General features: G+C 70.6%; 16 protein-coding genes. 1 reads left to right on the top strand and 15 read right to left on the bottom strand.

The annotated features are described in order from the left end of the window. Window positions 1-38: 38 nt before the first annotated feature. Both AMYBE_RS0105400 and AMYBE_RS0105395 read right to left on the bottom strand, forming a co-directional pair. A complete protein-coding gene (locus AMYBE_RS0105400) occupies window positions 39-1,025 on the bottom strand; it encodes a chitinase (protein WP_020658325.1) in 987 nt (328 codons plus the stop codon). 225 nt (window positions 1,026-1,250) lie between these two features. Further along, window positions 1,251-2,042 (bottom strand): SDR family NAD(P)-dependent oxidoreductase, encoded by a 792-nt coding sequence (locus AMYBE_RS0105395; RefSeq protein WP_027927396.1) that lies wholly within the window; start codon window positions 2,040-2,042, stop codon window positions 1,251-1,253. 126 nt (window positions 2,043-2,168) lie between these two features. Here AMYBE_RS0105395 and AMYBE_RS0105390 point away from each other — a divergent pair, with 126 nt between their 5' ends. Continuing rightward, window positions 2,169-3,368, top strand: coding sequence for a PucR family transcriptional regulator (locus AMYBE_RS0105390; protein WP_020658323.1), 1,200 nt, complete (start codon window positions 2,169-2,171; stop codon window positions 3,366-3,368). Here AMYBE_RS0105390 and AMYBE_RS0105385 read toward each other — a convergent pair. The 13 genes from AMYBE_RS0105385 to AMYBE_RS0105325 form a co-directional block, all read right to left on the bottom strand. Next, window positions 3,355-4,677 (bottom strand): MFS transporter, encoded by a 1,323-nt coding sequence (locus AMYBE_RS0105385; protein ID WP_020658322.1) that lies wholly within the window; start codon window positions 4,675-4,677, stop codon window positions 3,355-3,357. The genes AMYBE_RS0105390 and AMYBE_RS0105385 overlap by 14 nt on opposite strands. A gap of 135 nt (window positions 4,678-4,812) precedes the next feature. Next, a complete protein-coding gene (locus AMYBE_RS0105380) occupies window positions 4,813-5,586 on the bottom strand; it encodes an SDR family oxidoreductase (RefSeq protein WP_020658321.1) in 774 nt (257 codons plus the stop codon). Beyond that, the gene (locus AMYBE_RS0105375) at window positions 5,583-6,335 is read right to left on the bottom strand and encodes an SDR family oxidoreductase (protein ID WP_027927395.1); all 753 of its coding nucleotides are present in this window, start codon (window positions 6,333-6,335) and stop codon (window positions 5,583-5,585) included. The genes AMYBE_RS0105380 and AMYBE_RS0105375 overlap by 4 nt, the downstream gene beginning before the upstream one ends. A gap of 327 nt (window positions 6,336-6,662) precedes the next feature. Further along, on the bottom strand, window positions 6,663-7,436 hold the full coding sequence (locus tag AMYBE_RS0105370) for an alpha/beta fold hydrolase (RefSeq protein ID WP_020658319.1): 774 nt from the start codon (window positions 7,434-7,436) through the stop codon (window positions 6,663-6,665). 175 nt (window positions 7,437-7,611) lie between these two features. Beyond that, the gene (locus AMYBE_RS0105365; RefSeq protein ID WP_020658318.1) at window positions 7,612-8,511 is read right to left on the bottom strand and encodes an aldo/keto reductase; all 900 of its coding nucleotides are present in this window, start codon (window positions 8,509-8,511) and stop codon (window positions 7,612-7,614) included. Continuing rightward, window positions 8,508-9,383, bottom strand: a complete 876-nt coding sequence (locus AMYBE_RS0105360) for a helix-turn-helix domain-containing protein (protein WP_020658317.1) — start codon at window positions 9,381-9,383, stop codon at window positions 8,508-8,510. Before AMYBE_RS0105360 ends, AMYBE_RS0105365 begins: the two co-directional genes overlap by 4 nt. A 622-nt stretch (window positions 9,384-10,005) precedes the next feature. After that, a complete protein-coding gene (locus AMYBE_RS0105355; protein ID WP_020658316.1) occupies window positions 10,006-11,781 on the bottom strand; it encodes an acyclic terpene utilization AtuA family protein in 1,776 nt (591 codons plus the stop codon). Continuing rightward, window positions 11,778-12,569, bottom strand: coding sequence for a TIGR03084 family metal-binding protein (locus AMYBE_RS0105350; protein ID WP_020658315.1), 792 nt, complete (start codon window positions 12,567-12,569; stop codon window positions 11,778-11,780). Before AMYBE_RS0105350 ends, AMYBE_RS0105355 begins: the two co-directional genes overlap by 4 nt. Before the next feature lies 1 nt (window position 12,570). Beyond that, entirely contained in the window at window positions 12,571-13,314 is a 744-nt protein-coding gene (locus AMYBE_RS0105345; RefSeq protein ID WP_020658314.1) for an enoyl-CoA hydratase/isomerase family protein, read from the bottom strand. After that, complete coding sequence (locus AMYBE_RS0105340) at window positions 13,311-15,266, bottom strand: acetyl/propionyl/methylcrotonyl-CoA carboxylase subunit alpha (protein ID WP_020658313.1); 1,956 nt, start codon at window positions 15,264-15,266, stop codon at window positions 13,311-13,313. The genes AMYBE_RS0105345 and AMYBE_RS0105340 overlap by 4 nt, the downstream gene beginning before the upstream one ends. 5 nt (window positions 15,267-15,271) lie before the next feature. After that, window positions 15,272-16,870, bottom strand: coding sequence for an acyl-CoA carboxylase subunit beta (locus AMYBE_RS0105335; RefSeq protein WP_020658312.1), 1,599 nt, complete (start codon window positions 16,868-16,870; stop codon window positions 15,272-15,274). Next, a complete protein-coding gene (locus AMYBE_RS0105330; RefSeq protein WP_020658311.1) occupies window positions 16,867-18,432 on the bottom strand; it encodes an AMP-binding protein in 1,566 nt (521 codons plus the stop codon). The genes AMYBE_RS0105335 and AMYBE_RS0105330 overlap by 4 nt, the downstream gene beginning before the upstream one ends. Before the next feature lie 8 nt (window positions 18,433-18,440). Then, entirely contained in the window at window positions 18,441-19,592 is a 1,152-nt protein-coding gene (locus tag AMYBE_RS0105325) for an acyl-CoA dehydrogenase family protein (protein WP_020658310.1), read from the bottom strand. Between the last annotated feature and the right edge of the window lie 13 nt (window positions 19,593-19,605).

Below are 19,605 nucleotides of genomic sequence, written 5' to 3'. Positions count from 1 at the left end.
CGCCAAGCCGGACCGGGACAGCCGAGGCTTTCCGGCTATCAGCCGTGGTACCCGGCCACGATCTTCGTGAACGCGTACTTCGGCTGGGAAATGCCGCTGCAGTCGTTGCTGCTGCCCGAACAGTCGCGGTTGGTCGCCCAGAACGTGAAGCGGCCCAAGTGGTGGCTCGTCGCGTAGTCGCGGATCGCGGTGAAGTCCGCGACCGAGACGACCTCGCCCGCGTTGTCCGTCTTGCCGTTCATCGACGACAGACCCGCGTGCTTGTAGGCGGTGGCGCTGTCCCAGCCGAACGTCGACTTCAGCTGATTGGCGAGACCGTCCACCGCGGACTTCGTCTTGCCGGCCATGTCGCCGCCGCTGGAGAAGTCGAACGGCATCACCGACCAGACGTCGACGTTCGCGCCGATCGCCTTGGCCTGCTTGATCAGCCGCTTGCCCCAGTCGTTCGGGCCGGAGGTGTCGGTGCCGATCGTGATCACCACGCGCAGATCGGGGTTCTTCTGCTTGGTGATCTTGACCGCGTTCAGGATCCGGTCCTGCACGGTCGCGTTCTCGAACTCGTCGGTGTTCTCGATGTCCAGGTCGATCGCCTTGAGCTGGTAGGCGTCGATCACCTTCTGATACGCGCCGGCCAGCGCGGACGCGGACGAGCACTTGGCGCCGAGCTTCGTGCCGGACCAGCCGCCGAACGACGGGATCACGTCACCGCCCGCGGCTCGGATGCTGCTGATCAGCGTCTTGTCCGAGCCGGTCAGCGAGCGGTCGCCGTCCCATTTCGGGTTGCAGCCTCCGTCGGACAGCATGAACGCCAGGGTGAAGGTCTTGATCCCGGTCGCGGACATCGCTTCGGACGCGCTGGTCTGCCCGCTCCACTGGTACAGATACGGCGACGCGAGCACCGGGTCTGGCGCCGCCGCCAGATACGGTGCCGGTCCGGCGGTCGCCTGCGGTGCCATCCCGGCCGCCGTCGCCAGTGCCGCCCCTGCCGCGGCCGCGACCGCGGCCAGCCGACGCATTCTCTTCATCTGTGTTCCTCCTGCGAGCACCACGGAACACCTCCGGTTTGAGGCGGCGGGATCAACCCGGGAGGAGCGCACCCGGAGGGTGCGGTCACACACTGGACTAGACCAAATAAGTGTGTCAAGGGCCACTGCCCGAACGGCCCACGGAACGGGAAAACCGTGTAACCGGGCCGAATTGCCGGGTCCGGAGATCCCCCGTGCGGGGGTTGCGCACCGCCGGCGCCGCGATCAGCGCGACCGGGCGCTCAACCCGCCGTCCACCGGCAGGCAGACGCCGTTCACGTATGCGGCTTCGTCGGAGGCCAGGAACACCGCCGCGTTCGCCACGTCCCACGGGCTGCCCATCCGGCCGGTCGGGCTCGCCTCGTCGCGCGCGGCGCGGGCGGCCGCCAGCGCGGCCGGATCGCGATGCAGCTGCTGGCTCACCAGCGGCGTGTCGATGAGCCCGGGAAGCACCGCGTTGACCCGGATCCCGTGCCGCGCGTGGGCGAGTGCGAGCGAAACCGTGAGCTGGTTGACGGCCGCCTTCGAGGCCATGTACGCCGGGTAGTCGTAGCCGAGATGCCGGATGCTCGCGATCGACGACACGTTCACGATCGCCCCGCGCCCGGCAGCGCGCATGTGCGGCAAGGCTTGCTTGCAGGCCAGGAAAACTCCGGTCAAGTTCAGCGCGAGGGCGCCGTCCCAGGCAGCGCGCGACAGCTCGCTCACCCCGCCGGTCACGGCCACGCCGACATTGTTGTGCAGAATCCACGGCACTCCGACCTCGGAGACCACCGCGGCGATCGCGGCGGCCACAGCGTCCTCGTCGGTCACGTCCGCGGTCAACGCCACCGCACTGCCGCCCTCCGCCGCGATCTGCCGCGCGGTCTCCTCCGCGCTGGCCGCATTCACGTCCACCGCCGCGACCGTCGCCCCCGCCCGCGCGTACGCGAGCGCTGCCGCGCGGCCGTTGCTCAGCTCGACTCCGCTCGAACCAGCGCCGAACACCACGGCTACCCGGCCGGCCAAACCCGTCACGACGCTCCTCCTCCGGTGGGACATCTCATCCTCGGCCGGGGTGCCGCCCGGCCGGAACGACGGCTCGTCGTAGATTCCGGGCACGTCGTTCCACGCTCTGTCGAACGGCGGGAGGGAGGCTCGGACATGGCGGACCGGGACGGCGACGCGCTGCAAACGCTCGTCGACGACCTCGCCGACGAACTGCAGCGCTCGGTCGCGGTCAACGATCCGGTGGTGCGCGTGCTGTGCACGAGCCGGCATTTCGGCGACGAGGACGAGATCCGGATCCGCGCCGTCCTGCAGCACGACGCGGGCGCGGCGGCCAGCAGCTTCATTCTCGGCCAGGGCGTAGCCCAGTGGCCGCGGCCCGGGATGCTCGACGGCGACGCCGAACTCGGGATGAGCCCGCGGTTCTGCGTTCCGCTGCGCGAACGCGGGGATCTGCTCGGCCTGCTGATGGTGATCGACGCCGACCATTCCCTCACCGAGTCCGAGACCGCGCGCATCGAGCAGGTATCCAAGACCGCTGCCGCCCTGTTGCACCAGGCCCGGATCGCGGCCGACGGCGTGCGCGGCGAGCGCGAGCGGACCCTGTCGCGGCTGCTCGGCCCGGAACCGGATGCCCGGCGAGACGCGCTGACCGCCGACTGGCTTTCCGACGCCCCGCAGGTCGTGGTGACCGTCCTTGAAGCCCGGCCGGGCGAACTCAGCGCGGCGGAAACGGAAGTCGCCGTGCGCAGCGTGGTCGAATCTGCCGCGCGACGCCGGCCGCGCCGTCTTCTTCCGCTGGTCGCGGGCATCCGTGGCGTCCTCGTGCATCCCGCTCCGCACATTGACCAGAACGAAATCGCCCGCGACGCCGAACGCATGGCCGGAGAACTGAGTCAGCTGCTCGGCGGCCAGGGCACCGCGGTCGCCGGGATCGGCGAACCCGCCGACGGTCTCGCCTCGGCTTGGCAGTCCTACGCGCAGGCGGCCGCCGCTGCGAAAGGCGCGCGGCTGCTTCCTGGCGCGGGCCCGGTCGCGCAGTGGGCCGATCTGGGCGCGTACGCGATCCTCCTGCAGATCCCCGACGACGCGCTCTCCCCCGCTTTGATCCCGGAGCCGCTCGCCCGGCTCCGCGCGGATCCGAAAGGCCCGCGGCTGGTCGAAACCCTGCGCACTTTCCTCGACCACGGCGGCTCGATCCCGCGCACCGCCGAGGCGCTGCACCTGCACCGCACGTCGCTGTACTACCGGCTCGACCAGATCCGCGCGATCAGCGGGCTGGACCTCGACGACGGGCGCACCCGGCTTCTGCTGCACGCCGGGCTCCTCGTCGCCGACCTGGTCACCGGCGGCTGACCGCGGCCTCCTCGCCGAGCCCGTCGGAGAAATCGTGGTTGCGGGTTTCTGGCAAGCCCAGGATGCACAGCAGGCTGAGCACGCCGAGCACCACCAGCACCAGCGAAACCGGCACTGACGACCCGGTCGATGCCCACAGGTCGGTCGACACGAGCGGCACGATCCCGCCTCCGACGATGCCGGACACGCTGTAAGCGATCGACGCACCGGAGTACCGGTAGCGCACCCGGAACAGCTCCGGCAGGAACGCTCCCATCGGCCCGTAAAGCATCGCGAAGCACAGCAGGGCTCCGATGAACCCGAGCGTCAGCAACAGCGGATTTCGCGTCTGCAGCAAGGCGAACAGCGGGAACGACCACGCCACCACGGACACCGCGGCCGCCGCGCTGAGCCGTCGCCTTCCCCACCGGTCGGATTTCGTCGCGAACACCAGGGTCGCCACCCCCATCACCGAAGCGGCGACGAGCAGGCTGATCAGTACCGTCGTGCGCGGAATGCCGAGTGTCGAAGTGGCCATCGAAAGGCAGAACGTGGTGACGGTGTAGAAGAGCGCGTGCGCCAGCACGAACGACAACGTGGACAGGACCAGCACCCGCGGCTGTTTGCGGAGCAGCTCGAACAACGGCACGCGCGCCTGCTCGGCCTTGTCGAGCGCGGCCTGGAACACCGGGGTTTCGGCGATCTTGATCCGGATGTAGAAGCCGACCGCCAGCAGCACCGCGGAGAACAGGAACGGCAGCCGCCAGCCCCAGGCGAGGAACGCGGCCGGCGTCATCACCGCGTCCAGCACCAGGAACAGCAGGTTGCCGAGCACGAACCCGATGGCCGGGCCGAGTTGCGGGAAGGCCGAATACAGCCCGCGTTTGCCCGGCGGCGCGTACTCGGTGGACATCAGCACCGCGCCGCCCCATTCACCGCCGAGGCCGATCCCCTGCACGAACCGCAACACCACCAGCAGGACCGGCGACCAGATGCCGAGCGTGCCGTACTCCGGCACCAGCCCGACGCCCACTGTGGACAGTCCCATCACCAGCAGGGAAGCGACCAGCATCGATTTGCGGCCGATCCGGTCGCCCCAGTGCCCGAACAGGATCGCGCCGACCGGACGCGCGATGAACCCGACCGCGAACGTGCCGAGCGACGCCAGCACTCCGGCCGTCGAGGAGAAGGTCGGGAAGAAGACCTTCCCGAACACCAACGCCGCCGCGGTCCCGTAGATGTAGAAGTCGTAGAACTCGATGGCGGTGCCGATGAAGCTGGCGGTGGCGATGCGCGAACGCGAAACGTCGGCGCGAGCGGGTGTGGTCATTCCGGCTCCAGATCCTTCCGGCGGCGGCACGGCGTCGTACCGCCGCCGGAAGTATCGGCTCCGGCAGGACAGGTCCGCGACCGCAGGACGTGGGTTCCGGCGGGTGCCGCTTCCACGGTTTGTCGGAACCCGGCCTCACGCGTCGCCGGGCAGTTCCTCCATCTTGCGCTGCAGCTTGTTCATCCCGCCCAGCCAGCGGTCGGTCTGGGTGGCGCGCAACGCGTAAAAATCGGCGACCTCGGCGTGCGGCAGCACCAGGAACCGGTTCTCCGCGATCGCGTCGAACAGCGCGTCGGCGACCTGCGGCGGGTCGATCGCGGACGCACCCATCAGCAGCTTGCCGCGCTCGCCGGTCTCCTCCAGCATCGCCGTACGCACCCCCTGCGGGCAGATCGCCTGCACGGTGATCCCGCGGTGCCGGTAGGTGGCCGACAGCCATTCCGCGAACGCGAGTGCGCCGTGTTTGGTCACCGAATACGGCGCGGAACCGAGACTGGTCAGCAGCCCCGCCGCGGACACGGTCGCGACGAAATGCCCCTTGCCGCGTTCCAGCCACGCGGGCAGCAGCAGCCGCGCCGCGCGGACGTGCGCCATCACGTTCACGTCCCACGCGAGCGCCCACGCGGACTCGTCCGCGTGCGCGTCCCCGAACGGCGCGACTCCCGCGTTCGCGCAGAAAACGTCGATCTCGCCGAGCGTCGAGCGCGCCGCGTCGATCAGTGCCGCGGCACCGGATTCGCTTGCCACGTCACCGGCGAACGCGGTGCCGCCGACCTCCTCGGCCACTTCGGCCGCCCGGTCGCCGTCCAGGTCCGCGACGACGACGCGAGCGCCGTCGGCCGCGAACCGGCGGGCCAGCGCGGCACCGATCCCGCCGCCGCCGCCGGTGACGACGACCCCGGCGCTCACAGGCCGCCGCCGAGGGTCACGCCGCCGTCGAGGACCATCGTCTGCCCGGTCACCCAGCCCGCTTCGCCGGACAACAGGAATGCCACCGCGCCCGCGATGTCGTCGGGCACACCGAGCCGTTTCATCGGATAGGCAGCCGCGACTTCTTCTTCGCGCCCTTCGTAAAGCGCGGTCGCGAACTGGGTCTTGACCACCGCAGGCGCCACCGCGTTCACCCGGATCTTCGGCCCGAGTTCCTCGCCGAGTTCCTGAGTGAGCCGGATCAGCGCCGCCTTGCTCACGCCGTACATGCCGATCCCGGGCGAGGTACGGATCCCGGCGATCGAGGCGACGTTGACGACCGAGCCGCCGTGCTCGCCCATCCACGCGTCGCGCGCGACCTTGATCCAGGACAGCGGCGCGATCACGTTGACGGCGAAGATCTTGGCCGCCGCCGCCGGGTCGGTGTCCAGGATCGGCCCGTAGACCGGGTTGATGCCGGTGTTGTTGACCAGCATGTCCAAACTGCCGAACCGCTCCACCGCGGCGGCTACCGCCTCCTGCTGATGCCCGGCGTCGTCCGCCTTGCCCGCCACCGCCATCGCCACGTCCGGCCCGCCGAGCTCGTCGACGGCGGCAGCGAGCGGTTCCGGCTTGCGCGCCGTGATGCACACCCGCGCCCCGCGCTCGACCAGGCGCTTCGCGATCGCCAGTCCGATCCCCCGGCTGGCCCCGGTGACCAGGGCAACGCGATCCTTGAACGACTCCACCACACCGTCTCCTTGTCCGACGCTGGACAGCGCTCGCTAAGCGCCCGCTTACCGCAGGATATCGAGGATGCCTCCGTGCGCAACCCCGCAGGGCGACTCCGCGCCCGGCAACACGTTCCGTAGCCATCCTTTCACTCTTCGCAGACCCCGCCAGACGCTCCGGCCGCCGTGTCCGAATCGGCCTCCGGACGGACACCGCCGCCGTCCCAGCTCGGCAGCGCTCGTTCCGGGCGGACTCGTCCGTGAAGGGCCTCTTGCGGGAATCTGCTTCCCGCAAGGAGCCCTTCCCGGACATCCGAGAGCGGAACGCGCGCGGCCGCGGGGCGACTAGGCGGGCAGGCGGCCCACGAAGTCGAGCAGCAGAGCGCAGAAAGCTTCGGGTTGTTCCAGCGGAGCGAGGTGTCCCGCGTCCGCGAGAACGGCGACCTCTCCGGACCCCAGCTCGTTGCTCAGGACTGCTCCGCCTTCGAAGAAATCGGGCATGTCGAGTTCACCGACGCCTATCAGCGCCGGCGTGGCCAGGGTGCGCAAGGCACCGGCGTCCTTGGTCAGGGGGTCCGCCGCTACTTCGGGTTCGCCGTATGTGAGGCGCGCGATCAGCTGGTTGCGCATCATGACGGCGGCCTGCGCGCGTACGGCGTCGGATGCCTTGGGTGACGTCCAGGCCGCCACACCGACCTGCACGGCGGCTTCGATGTCACCGGCCTCCAGCGCGGCCCGCTCCCTGTCCCATGCGGTCCGTAGGCGGGCGGAGGGCGGCAGGTCGTGCGGCCGGTAGCCGAAGGACACCAGACCCTGCACGCGCTGAGGCTCGGTGACGGCGATCTGGAGCGCTACCAGGGCGCCGAGCGAGTTCCCGGCCAAAGTGAAACGGTCGGCGCCGAGGTGGTCCAGTGTGTCCAGCACGTCGGCCCAGGGGGCGACCTCGGCACGCTGGGCGGCGGCGACGTCGCCATGGCCAGGCAGATCCAGGGCAATGGCACGGACGCCCGCCTCGGCGAGGAGGGGAAGATGTCCCCGCCACATCGTGCGGTCGACGGGCCGGGCGTGCAGCAGGACGATCGGCCGGCCATGGCCGGCTTGGTCGAACGGAAGTATCACAGCAACTCGGATCTCTCGAAAACGGTGGCAGTAAGGGCAATCCGGCAGCGGATCGCGTCGGCGGAGGCGCCTCGCGCCGCCGCAGACGCTGAGGCGGTCACCTGCCGCAGCGCCAGGCGCGTGCTCGTGCCCGCGGCGGGCCGAGGTATGCGGACCGAGCCCAGGACGAGCGCGGTTATGCGGCCGCGTCGAGTTCGGCCAGCTCCGCGTCGGTGAGGCGGAGCCGGGACGCGGCGAGGTTCTCTTCCAGGTGGGCGACCTTGGACGTGCCAGGAATGGGCAGGACGACCTCGGAGCGGTGCAGCAGCCAGGACAGCGCCACGTTGGCCGGAGTAGAGCCGTGCGCCGCGGCGATGTGCTCGACCGGTCCTGCGGGGCGCGCCAGCTGCCCGGCGGCGACGGGCGCCCAGGGAATGAACCCGATGCCGTGCCGGGTGCAGTAGTCCAGCACATCGGCAGAGCTTCGGTCAGCGATGTTGTAGCGGTTCTGGACCGTGGCGATGTCGGCGATCAGCCGCGCCCGCTCGATCTGGCCGACGGTGACCTGCGACAGTCCGATCGCGACGATCTTGCCCTCGTCCTGGAGGTTCTTCAATTCGCCGACCTGGTCCTCCAGCGGAACGCCGGGGTCGACGCGATGGAGCTGGAACAGGTCGATCCGGTCGAGACCGAGCCGGCGCATGCTCAACAGTGCCTGCTGGCGGAGGTACTCGGGGCGCCCGACCGGCGGCCAGGCTCGAGGACCGAGCCGCACCAGCTCTTCTCCTCGCCTGACGGTGTCCGGGCCGTTGCGCGTGAGGCCCGCCTTCGTCGCGATCACGACGTCGTCCGGGTAAGGGTGGATAGCTTCCCGGATGATCTCCTCACTGATGTGCGGCCCGTACGAGTCGGCGGTGTCGATGAGCTGTACGCCGAGTTCAACGGCACGCCGCACGACACGCACGCACTCGGCGCGGTCCTCCGGCTCGCCCCAGATGCCGAGTCCGGTCAGCCGCATGGCGCCGAAACCCAGGCGAGCGACCTTCTTCCCGGCGATCTCGTAGGTGCCGACGTTGTCCGCGAGCGAGGTAGTCATGATCGGGTGTCGCCTTTCTCCCATGCCTCGTCCTGGTCCACGTTGTCGGAGCGGGCTGCCTGCTCGGCCAGCCGGCGAAGGAGGGTCAGGCCGTCGTGGCTGGCGCTACCGGGCTCAGCGCTGTAGACGGACAGGTGCTGTCCGGGTGCGCTGGCGACGGCCAGCGTCTCGAAGTGCAGCCGCAGTTCCCCGACCCGCGGGTGCACGAAGTGCTTCACCTCGGTGGTTCGCGGGCGCACTTCGTAGCGGGCCCACAGGTTCGCGAACGCCGGACTGCGCACGGTCAGTTCGCCGACGACCCGCTCGATGTGCTCGTCCGCTGGGAACTGAGACGACGATGCCCGCAGGTTGCTCACCGCAAGCCGCGACGCGGCGTCCCAGTCACCGTAGAAGGACCTCGCGTGCGGGTCCAGGAAGATCATGCGCAGCAGGTTGTCGTACCGGGCTAACCCGCGGTAGAGCTCGCGCGCCATCACGTTCGCGGCGAGGATGTCCTGCGCCGCACCGACCAGGAAGGCGGGCACGTCCGACATGCCGTCCATCAGCCGTACCAACTCCGGAGCGACAGTCAACGACGTCGCCGCATTGGCCCCGAAAACCGGCAGGGCAAGCCGGAACAGGTGCGCCGCGGCGGCTTCATCCAGCCGCAGTGCGCCGGCGATCGACCGCAGTACCTGGTCGGACGGATGCCGCTCGCGACCCTGTTCCAGCCGGACGTAATAGTCGGTGCTCACCCCGGCGAGCAGTGCCACCTCGTCGCGCCGGAGCCCCGGCACCCGCCGGGGACCGTCGTCGGGCAAACCGACGTCGCCTGCCCGCAGCAGCGCCCGTCGCGCTCGCAGATAGTCACCAAGTTTGTTCTCGCTGTCCACAACGGCGACAGTAATGCGGGCCGGGTTCCGGAGCCTGGGTGCAACGCACCCACCCTGGCCGCGCCGGTACTCCGGGCGTCGCGGCGGTCAATCCCGCTACGCCGAACAAGCCCACCCAGATGCGTCCAGCAACCTTCGGCTGCCGGAATGTTGCATTTACTCCCTTGAACTCTGCCTCGCGATTTGCGCTTGGCCGTCCTGAGGATATTTCCAACGCGGCGAGCAAAGTTTACCGCCGTTGCAGAACCCGACGGCCGCGGTCGCCACGCCTGCGGCCAATAAGTCCGCCAAGGCGAAGGCACCGAACTCAGCGCGACGACGCGGCGTGTTGTGCGGCCCGAGTTGCCCAACGGGGTTTCGCGCGAGGCATCCCCGATCTTTTCTGCGGTTAGCGGGCGGTCGACGTTGTCACCAAAGCCACCGAATTTGCCTCCGCTGCTCCCGGTCCGATTGGAGCGCTCGCGAGCGGGGTGGCCGCACTCGACAATGCCGCTCAAGGGAACTGGGGAGCGGTTTGCCAAATTCTTCACTCAACTTCTTGGCGCACAACCGCATCACTTCAGTAGCGAGTGACAACTGTCCAGCCCACACCTGCTTGGCTCAGCGCAGTCTCGCCGTGGAGTTACGACCTCGACCGGTCACTGCGGCAGATCTCGTCCGGCACGTCGACAACACGACTGCGCAGGTATTCGCCGAGGCCCTTGGCCTGCGGATCGGGCCGGACCGACGCCGCGACGCCCGCTCCGAGGAGCCCGACCACCACGAAGTTGACCGCACGCAGGTTCGGCAGTTCGAAACGCCTGATCTCGAGAGCGGCCGCCTCCGGCAGCAGTGCTCGGAACCGGGCTTCGTCGAGGTAGTGCCGGAGCCAGCCGTACTCTTCGTCGGTCCGGGTCCAGAACCCGACGTTGGCGTTGCCGCCCTTGTCCCCCGAGCGGGCACCGGCCACCTCGCCCAGCGGCACCCGCCGGGTGGGACCGCCGGGCACCCGCGTTTCGGCTGCGGCCGAAGGCGGCGGAGTCGGTGCCGGGCCGGACGGGGCATGCGGGATCACGCGCCGGGTGCCGTCGGGCAGGGTGACGCGGTGCCGGACCTCGGCGGCCGGGACGAGAGCCGGCCAGTAGACGCCGAAGCCGCTCTCCGCGGACGGCGGGGTCGTCGTGTGGAAACCCGGGTAGCCGCCGAGCGCCAGCTCCATCGTCGTGTTCGAGAAGCGCCTGCCCACCTTGGCGCGGTCGGGGTCCTTGACCGTGACCCGCAGATGCGCGGTGGCTTCGGCGTTCGCAGGCGCGTCCGGATGGTCGAACCGCAGCAGGGTCACGTCGACCTCGGCGAACTGCTCTTTGCCGCCCAGCAGCTCGAACAGCTGCTGCTCGGCCCACGCGGCCTTCTCCTCGATCCGGGTGCCGGTGAGCACCAGGGTCATCGTGTTCCGGTAACCGCCGTCGTGGTTCAGGGCGACCTTGAGCCGATCGCTCGGCGGGCTGCCGCGGGTGCCGCTGATCCGCACCCGGTCGGGACCGGCTTGGTCGAGCCGCACGGTGTCGAAGTGCGCGACCGCGTCGGGGCCGGCGTAGGCCGGTTCGGCGATCTCGTAGAGCAGCTGCGCGGTGACCGTGCCGACCGAGACCAGGCCGCCGGTGTCGTCGTGCTTGGTGATCACGCTCGAGCCGTCGGCTTCCACCTCCGCGATCGGGAAGCCCGGGTAGCGGCGGTCGGTAATCTCTTCGAAGAAGGCGTAGTTGCCGCCGGTGGCCTGCGGGCCGCACTCGATCACGTGCCCGGCGGCCATCGCACCGGCGATCGCGTCGAAATCGGTGGGCGCCCAGCCGTGCCACCAGGCCGCCGGGCCGACGACCAGGGAGGCGTCGGTGACGCGACCGGTGACGACGACGTCCGCGTCGGCGGCAAGCGCTTGCGCGATACCCCAGCCGCCGAGGTAGGCGTTGGCGGTCACCGGGGTCACGCCGGCCTCGGCGAGCTTGCGGCCGGTGTCGAGGTGGGCCAGGTCGTGTCCGGCAGCCTGCAGTTCTCCAAGCCGGTCGACGAGGTCGTCGCCGTCCACGCAGGCGATCTTCGGGTGCAGGCCCAGCCGTCCGGCGAGCGCCGCGATCTCGGCGGCGAGCCCCGGCGGGTTGAGGCCGCCGGCGTTGGAGACGATCCGGATGCCGCGGTCCAGGCAGGTGCCCAGGACCTCTTCGAGCTGACCGAGGAACGTCTTGGCGTAGCCCGCGGACGGGTCCTTCCGGCGGGCTTTCCAGAGGATCAGCATGGTCAGCTCGGCGAGGTAGTCGCCGGTGAGGACGTCGATCGGGCCGCCCTCGACCATCTCGCGCGCCGCGGCGAGGCGGTCGCCGTAGAAGCCGGAGCAGTTCGCGATCCGGACCGGGCGGCTCATGCGTGCGTCCGTTCGCGGCCGGGCCCGGGTGCTCCGGCGAAGGCCTGCGCGATGCCGATCCACTCGTGGGCCACCGGTCCGGTCACGACGAGCCCGGTGTCGTCGACGTGCCGGCGCTGGGTGACTGTCAGGCAGAAGTCGAGCGCGGTGCCTTCGACCCGGTCGGCGGCGTCCGCGGCCCCCCAGGTCCACAGTGGACCGGACGGGGCGCGCAGCTCCACCCGGATCGGGACGGCCGGCGCCGCCCGGCCGTTGAGCCGGAAGCTGAACCCGGTCGTCGAGACGCCGAGATGGGCGATGTGCCGCAACCGGTCGGTGGCCGGGCGCGCCACCCGGAGCGCGTCCGCGATGTCCTGGCCGTGCGCCCACGTTTCCATGATCCGCGCCGTGACTGAAGAAGCCACGCTCATGTCGGGCCCGTACCAGGGCAGCCGGGCCCGCGGGTCGCGCCCGCGGAACGCCGTCACGAACACAGCGCGGGCCTGCGCGAACCACGCCCGGGTTTCGGCCGCGCTCAGTCCCGTGTACTGCGCGGCGACGCGGTCGGGGAAGTCCATGCCGTCGGCCATCAACGCCGACGCCTCCTGCCGGAAGCCGTCGGGATCGACCGCTGCCCGCGTCGCGGCTTCGTCGAAGAAGGCGAGATGCGTGACCTGGTCGCGGATAGTCCACCCGGCGGCGGGCGTGGGCCGTGCTATCCCGGCGTCGTCCAGCGGGCCGATCATCGCCTCGACTTCGGCGGCTTCGGCGGACAGGTCGTCGAGGAGCCGGTCCAAGGAGACGGCCATGTCAGCGTCCTTCCCACACGGGCGTGCGCTTCTCGCGAAACGCCGCCGGGCCTTCCTGCGCGTCCCGCGAGCGGTACACCGGTGCCCAGATCTCCTCTGCCCGCCCGTAGACGTCGGCGCGGGACAGGTAAGCGGTCCGCTTGGCCGCCCGTACCGACAGCGGCGCGTTGGCCGCGATCTGCTCAGCTAGCGCCTGAGTCCGCGAGCGCAGCTCCGCTTGCGGCACGACGTCGTTGACCAGTCCGACCTCCCTCGCCCGGCGAGCGTCGATCGGGTCGCCGGTCAGCAGGATCTCCATGGCCACCCGCGGCGGCACCAGCCAGGACAGCGGGGCCGCCCACGGCGCGCCCCGGCCCACCTTCACCTCGGTCACCGCGAACCGCGCGTGCTCGGCCGCGACGACGAGGTCGCATTGCTGGGCCAGCAGGAACCCGCCGGCATAGGCGACGCCGTTGACGGCCGCGATCGTGGGCTTGGGCACGTCGATGTTCCGGCCGAACTGCGGCAGGAAGTCCGGCGGCGGGATTTCGAGAGCCGTCTCGGCCATCTCCTTGAGGTCACCGCCGGCGCAGAACGCCCGGTCGCCGGCTCCGGTCAGCACGAGCACCGCGGCCGACTCGTCGGCGACGAACCGCCGGGTGCCGTCCCACAGCCCCTCCCGGACCTCTTTGGACAGTGCGTTGCGCGCTTCCGGACGGTTGATCGTCAGCCAAGCGACCCCGTCGCTGACCTCGTAGGAAATCACTCCACCACCGCCAGCACCTGTCCGGAGTCGACCTGGTCGCCTTGGCGCACCCGCAGTTCGGCCACCGAACCGTCGATCGGCGCGGTGACGGTGTGCTCCATCTTCATCGCCTCCAAGACGACGAGTGCCTGACCGGCCACGACGCTCTCCCCGGCAGCGACGAGGACCCGCACCACCGCGCCGGGCATCGCGGCCAGCAGCGATCCGGCGGCGGTGGCGGCGTCCGGATCCGGGAAGCGCGGGACCTCGGCCAGTGCCGCCGACCCGTCCGGTCCGTCCACATAGGACGTTCCGGCGCGCGGGTGCACGCGGTAGGCGCGGTGGACGCCGTCGATCTCCAGCTCCACGAGGTCGGGTGCGGCGGAGACCAGCCGCACCGAGCCGCCGAGCGGCGTGCCGTTGACGGTCAGCAGAAGCCCGGACCGCCGTACCGAGTAGGCGACTTCGAGGATTTCGCCGCCGTGGCGGTAGTCGACCCGCTGGGGCACGCCGCCGACGTTGCGCCAGCCGGAGGGCATCTCGGGCACCACCCGCGCGTCCCGGCGGTGGCGGGCCTGCCGCGCCAACGCCGCCGCGGCCGCCTGCCGGGCGCCGCCGCCTTCGGAAGCTCCCAGTGCGACGGGGTCGTGCCGGGTCAGGTACCCGGTGTCGGTTCGGCCGGCCAGGAACTCCGCTTCGCCCAGGATGCCGACGAGGAGATCCCGGTTCGTCGTCACGCCGTGGAGTTCCGCGTGCCGCAGAGCGCGGGCCAGCGTGCGGGCGGCTTCGCGCCGGGTGCGGCCGTGGGCGATCACCTTGGCGAGCATCGGGTCGTAGTGCGGGCCGACCACCGAGCCGTCGACGACCCCGGAGTCGACACGGACGCCGCGCGACGGGGGGACGCGGAAGCGGTGCATTGTCCCGGTGGCGGGCAGGAAGCCGGCCGGGACGTCCTCGGCGTAGAGCCGGACCTCGATCGCGTGCCCGGTGATCCGCGCGCCGGCGACCTCGGGCGGCAGCGGTTCCCCCTCAGCCACGCGCAGCTGCAGTTCGACCAGGTCCAGACCGGTGACCAGCTCGGTCACCGGATGCTCGACCTGCAGGCGGGTGTTGACTTCCAAGAAGTAGAAGCGACCGGCCGCGTCCAGGACGAACTCGACGGTGCCGGCGCCGGTGTAGCCAAGCGCCTTCCCGGCGGCGACCGCGGCGGCGCCTAGCTCGGCGCGCAGGGCGTCGTCGACGGCCGGGGACGGGCACTCTTCGACGATCTTCTGGTAGCGGCGCTGGATCGAGCATTCACGCTCGAACAGGTGCACCACCTCGCCGTGCGCATCCCCGAGGATTTGGACCTCGACGTGCCGCGGGTCGACGACGAACCGTTCGAGGAACACCGTTCCGTCGCCGAAGGCGGACGCGGCTTCCCGGCGGGCGCCGGCCACCGCGTCGGCGAGCTCGGCCTCGTCGTGGACGACGCGCATGCCCCGGCCGCCGCCGCCGAACGCGGCCTTGACCAGTACTGGGAAGCCAATGGACGCGGCCGCCGCGGCGAGGTCGGTCTCGTCGGTGACGGTCGCCCCCGGCAGCACCGGGACCCCGGCGGCGTCCATCAGAGCCTTGGCTTCGATCTTCGATCCCATCGAGGCGATGGCCTCCGGGGACGGGCCGACGAAGGTCAGCCCGGCCGCGGCGCAGTCGCGGGCGAACCCGGCGTTCTCGGACAGGAACCCGTACCCGGGGTGGATCGCGTCGGCGCCGGTGGCTCGCGCCGCGGCGATGACCAGGTCGCCGCGCAGGTAGGTCTCGCCAGGTGCCGAGCCGGGCAGCCGCACGGCCTCGTCGGCGAGCCGGGTGAAGGGCGCGCCCGCGTCGGGGTCGGAGTACACGGCGACGGTGGCGATGCCGAGGTCGTGCGCGGTGCGCATGACCCGCGCGGCGATCTCCCCGCGGTTGGCGACCAGCAGTTTCGTGATCATCGGCCTCACATCCGGAAGACGCCGAAGCCACGCCGGCCCTCGACGCGGTTGGAGTGCACAGCGGACAACGACATCCCCAGCACGTCGCGGGTGTCGCGGGGGTCGACGATGCCGTCGTCGTAGAGCCGCGCGGTGACGGCGAACGCGTGCGACTCGCTTTCGATCTGGCTCTCGATCGCCGCCGTGCGCTTCCGGTCAGCCGCTTCGTCGAACTCGCGGCCCTGCGAGGCCGCGGAAGCGCGCCCGACGATCGACATCACCCCGGCGAGCTGGGTCGCGCCCATCACCGCGAGCTTCGCGCCCGGCCAGGCGAACATCAGCCGCGGGTCGTAGGCCCGGCCGGACATGCCGTAGTTGCCGGCGCCGAACGAAGAAGCCATGTTGACCGTCAGATGCGGCACCGTGCTGTTGGTGACGGCGTTGATCATCTTGGCGCCGTCCTTGATGATCCCGCCCTGCTCGTACTGCGTGCCGACCATGTAGCCGGTGGTGTTCTGCAAGAACACCAGCGGCACGTCGGTCTGGTTGGCGAGCAGGATGAACTCGCTGGCCTTCTTCGCCTCCTCGCTGAAGAGCACGCCCCGGTGGTTGGCGAGCACGCCGACCGGATACCCGTGGATGCTCGCCCAGCCGGTGACCAGCGAGGTGCCGTAGAGAGGCTTGTACTCGTCGAAGTCGGAGCCGTCGACGGTGCGGGCGAGGATCTCGCGCGGGTCGAAGGGCACCTTGGTGTCCGGCGGCACGATGCCGAGGATCTCCTCGGGGTCGTAGCGCGGCGGTTCCGGATTCCGGCGGGGCGCTGGACCGAGCTTGCGCCAGTTGATCCGGGAGATGACGCGCCGGCCCAGCCGGATCGCGTCGAGCTCGTCCACCGCGAAATAGTCCGAGAGGCCCGAGACGCGGGAATGCATGTCCGCGCCGCCGAGGGACTCGTCGTCGGCTTCCTCCCCGGTGGCCATCTTGACCAGCGGCGGACCGCCGAGGAACACCTTGGCCTGGCGGTCGACGAGCACCGCGTAGTCGCACATGCCGGGCACGTAAGCGCCGCCCGCCGTCGAGTTGCCGAACACGATCGCGAGGGTCGGGACGCCCATCGAGGACAGCTCGGTCAGCTCGTGGAAGATCCGCCCGGCGGGCACGAACAGGTCGGCCTGCGTGGGCAGGTCGGCCCCGCCGGACTCGACGAGGTTGATCACCGGGAGCCGGTTGACGCGGGCGATTTCCAGTGCGCGCAACGTCTTCCGCAGTGAGTACGGGTTCATCGCCCCGCCGCGGACGGTCGGGTCGTGCCCGATCACGACACACTCCACATCGGACACCACGCCGATGCCGGTGAGCACCGAGGCGCCGACCGTGAAGTCGGTGCCCCACGCGGCGAGCGCGGAGAGTTCGAGGAACGGGCTGTCCGGGTCGAGCAGCAGTTCGAGCCGTTCCCGGACCGGGAGCTTCCCGCGGTCGCGGTGCCGCTGGACGTAGCGCTCACCGCCGCCGCCGATGGCCAGCTCCAGCTGCTCCTGAAGCCGTTCCAGGGCTTCCAGCTGCGCTTTGCGGTTGGTCGCGTAGCTCTCGGCGGAGACGTCGAGCAGGGATTTGAGGACGGTCATGCGGTTCCCCCGTAGTGCCCGGCGTGCCGCTCCCGGACCACGTTCTTCTGGATTTTCCCGGTCGAGGTGCGCGGCAGCTCGTCGGCGACGATCACCGCCTTCGGGACCTTGTAGCCGTCGAGCCGGTCCTTGAGCCGCAGCCGCAGGTCGTCCGCGTCGATCCGCTCCCCCGGCTTCGGCACGACCACCGCCGTGATGGCCTCGGTCCACCGCTCGTGCGGGAGCCCGACCACCACGACCTCGGCGACGTTCGGCTCGGCGTCGTAGACCGCGCGCTCGACCTCGATCGAGGCGACGTTCTCGCCGCCGGTCTTGATGACGTCCTTGTACCGGTCGGCGAACCACAGCACCCCGTCCGGCCCGAACCACCCGACGTCGCCGGAGTGGAACCAGCCGTGCCGGAACGCCTCGGCCGTGGCCCCGGGATTGCGCAGGTACTCCTGCATGGTCGACGGCGCGCGGTAGACGATCTCGCCCTGCTCGCCGCGCGGCAGCAGGTTCCCGTCCGGGTCCATGATCCCGACCTGGACGCCGGTGAGCGGGGTGCCGACCGCGCCGACGTGCGAGAGCTGGTGCTCGGGCCGGAACAGCGTGGTGATCGGGCTCATCTCGGTCTGGCCGAACAGGAGCGCGAAGTCGCAGCGGAAGCCGTCCAGGCACGCCTTGATCTGTGCTTCGGGCATCGGTGCCATCGCGTAGACCGCACGCCGCAACGAGGAGAGATCGCGGCCGGCGAACGACGGGTGTTCGAGGGCCGCGCGGTACATCATCGGCAGGCCGAAGACCTGGGTGATCCGCTCGCGTTCGATCGTGGCGAGGAACCGTTCCGGGTCGAAACCGCGGTGGACGAAGATCGTGGCGCCGACGACGACCGCGGGCGTGCAGAAAGCGTTGAGCTGCGCGGTATGGAACATCGGCATCATCGCGATGAACCGGTCGCCGGCGGACCAGCCGGAGTCCAGCGCCGCCGACATCGACTCCAGGTGGATCGCCAGGTGCGTGCCGACCACCCCTTTCGGCGCGGCCGTGGTGCCCGACGTGTACAGATAGGACAGTGGGGCGCGGTCTTCGACGACGACTTCGGGTGCGGTCGTGTCGTCCGAGAGCACGTCGTCGAACTCCACGCCCGCGGCGTCGCCGCCGGTGCCGGGCGCGAGGATCACGTCGGCCACCCCGGGCGCCTGCGCCACCGCGGGCGCGATGGCGCCGGCGAGCTGGCGCTCCACGACGATGCCGCGGGCCCGCGAATGCCCGAGCACGTAGGCGACTTCGTCGCCGCGCCAGCCGAGGTTGATCGGGACGCAGACGAGACCGAGCTTGGCGCAGGCGTAGTAGACGGCGAGGAACTCGGCGCTGTTGGCCGAGGCGAGAGCGAGGACGTCACCGGTCGTGTAGCCGCGGGCGGTGAGCCCGTGGGCGAACCGGTTGACCCACGCGTCGAACTCGCCGTAGGTCCAGCGGCGATCGCCGTCGACGACGGCGAGGGTCTCGGGCCGGGCGAACGCGACGCGAGTCAGCGCGTCGCCGACGTTGACCCGGTGGACGAGGTTGTGGTCCGTCATCAGTCCTCCTAATAGGACCGGGGCAGCCCGAGGCTGTGCTGCGCGACGAAGTTGAGGATCATTTCGCGGTTCACCGGGGCGATCCGCAGCAGCCGTGCGAGCCCCCAGTACGGCAGCAACCCGAAGTCCGCCGAGACGCCGTTGCCGCCGTGGGTCTGGATCGCGGCGTCGACGGCGGCCAGCGCGGCCTCGGCGGCGGCGTACTTGGCCATGTTCGACGCCTCGCCCGCGGGCAGCCCGCGGTCGTGCAGGGCGGCCGCGCGGTGCGTCATCAGCGCCGCCAGCTCGGTTTCGATCTTGGCCTTGGCGAGGACATGGGCGACTCCCTGGTGTGCGCCGATCGGCCGGTCCCACACCGTGCGGTCCCTCGCGTACCGGCTCGCGACGTCGAGGGCGTAGCGCGCGATGCCGACGCAGAGCGCGGCACCGGTGATGCGTTCGGGGTTGAGGCCGTGAAAGACCTGCCGGAAGCCCGCGCCTTCGTCGCCGACGAGTGCGGTCTCCGGCAGCCGCACGCCGTCGAAGCGCAGAGTGAACTGCTTCTCCGGGAGCATGACGTCGACCGGCAGCGGCGTAGCCGTGAGACCGGGCGCGTCCACCGGAACCAGGAACAGCGAGAGCTGGGCGGTGCCGTCGGGGGCGCGGCCAGTGCGGGCGACGAGCAGCAGCGCGTCGGCGGTGTCGACGCCGGAGATGTAGTACTTCTCGCCGTCGACCACCCATTCGTCGCCGTCGCGGCGGGCGGTGGTGGTCAGTTTGTGGGTGTTGGACCCGGCGTCGGGCTCGGTGATGGCGAAGACGACCTTCCGCCGGCCGCTCGCCAGACCGGGCAGCCACTCCTTGCGCTGCTCCGCGGTGCCGAACTCGGTGAGCACCTCGGCCGAAATCGCTTCGGTGACCAGCAGGAGCAGGATCGGCGCGCCCTTCGCCGCGGTTTCCTCGATCACGACGGTCAGCTCGGCCAGGCCGCGACCGCCCCCGCCGTACTCCTCGGGGATGTTGACTCCGATGAACCCCGCGTCGCCCAGCGCGTGCCACAGCTCGGTGCATTCCCGGCCTTCGCGTGCGTGCTCGACGTAGTAGCGGCCGCCGAACGGAGCGGCGATCGCACCCACCGCGGCCCGGAGATCACGGGTCTCATCGCTTTCGAGCACGTCCACTCCGACGCTCCTT

The sequence above is a fragment of the Amycolatopsis benzoatilytica AK 16/65 genome (assembly GCF_000383915.1).
GTDB classification, from domain to species: domain Bacteria; phylum Actinomycetota; class Actinomycetes; order Mycobacteriales; family Pseudonocardiaceae; genus Amycolatopsis; species Amycolatopsis benzoatilytica.
Note: the sequence above shows the minus strand (reverse complement) of the source record. Positions and strands in the feature narration are given on the sequence as shown.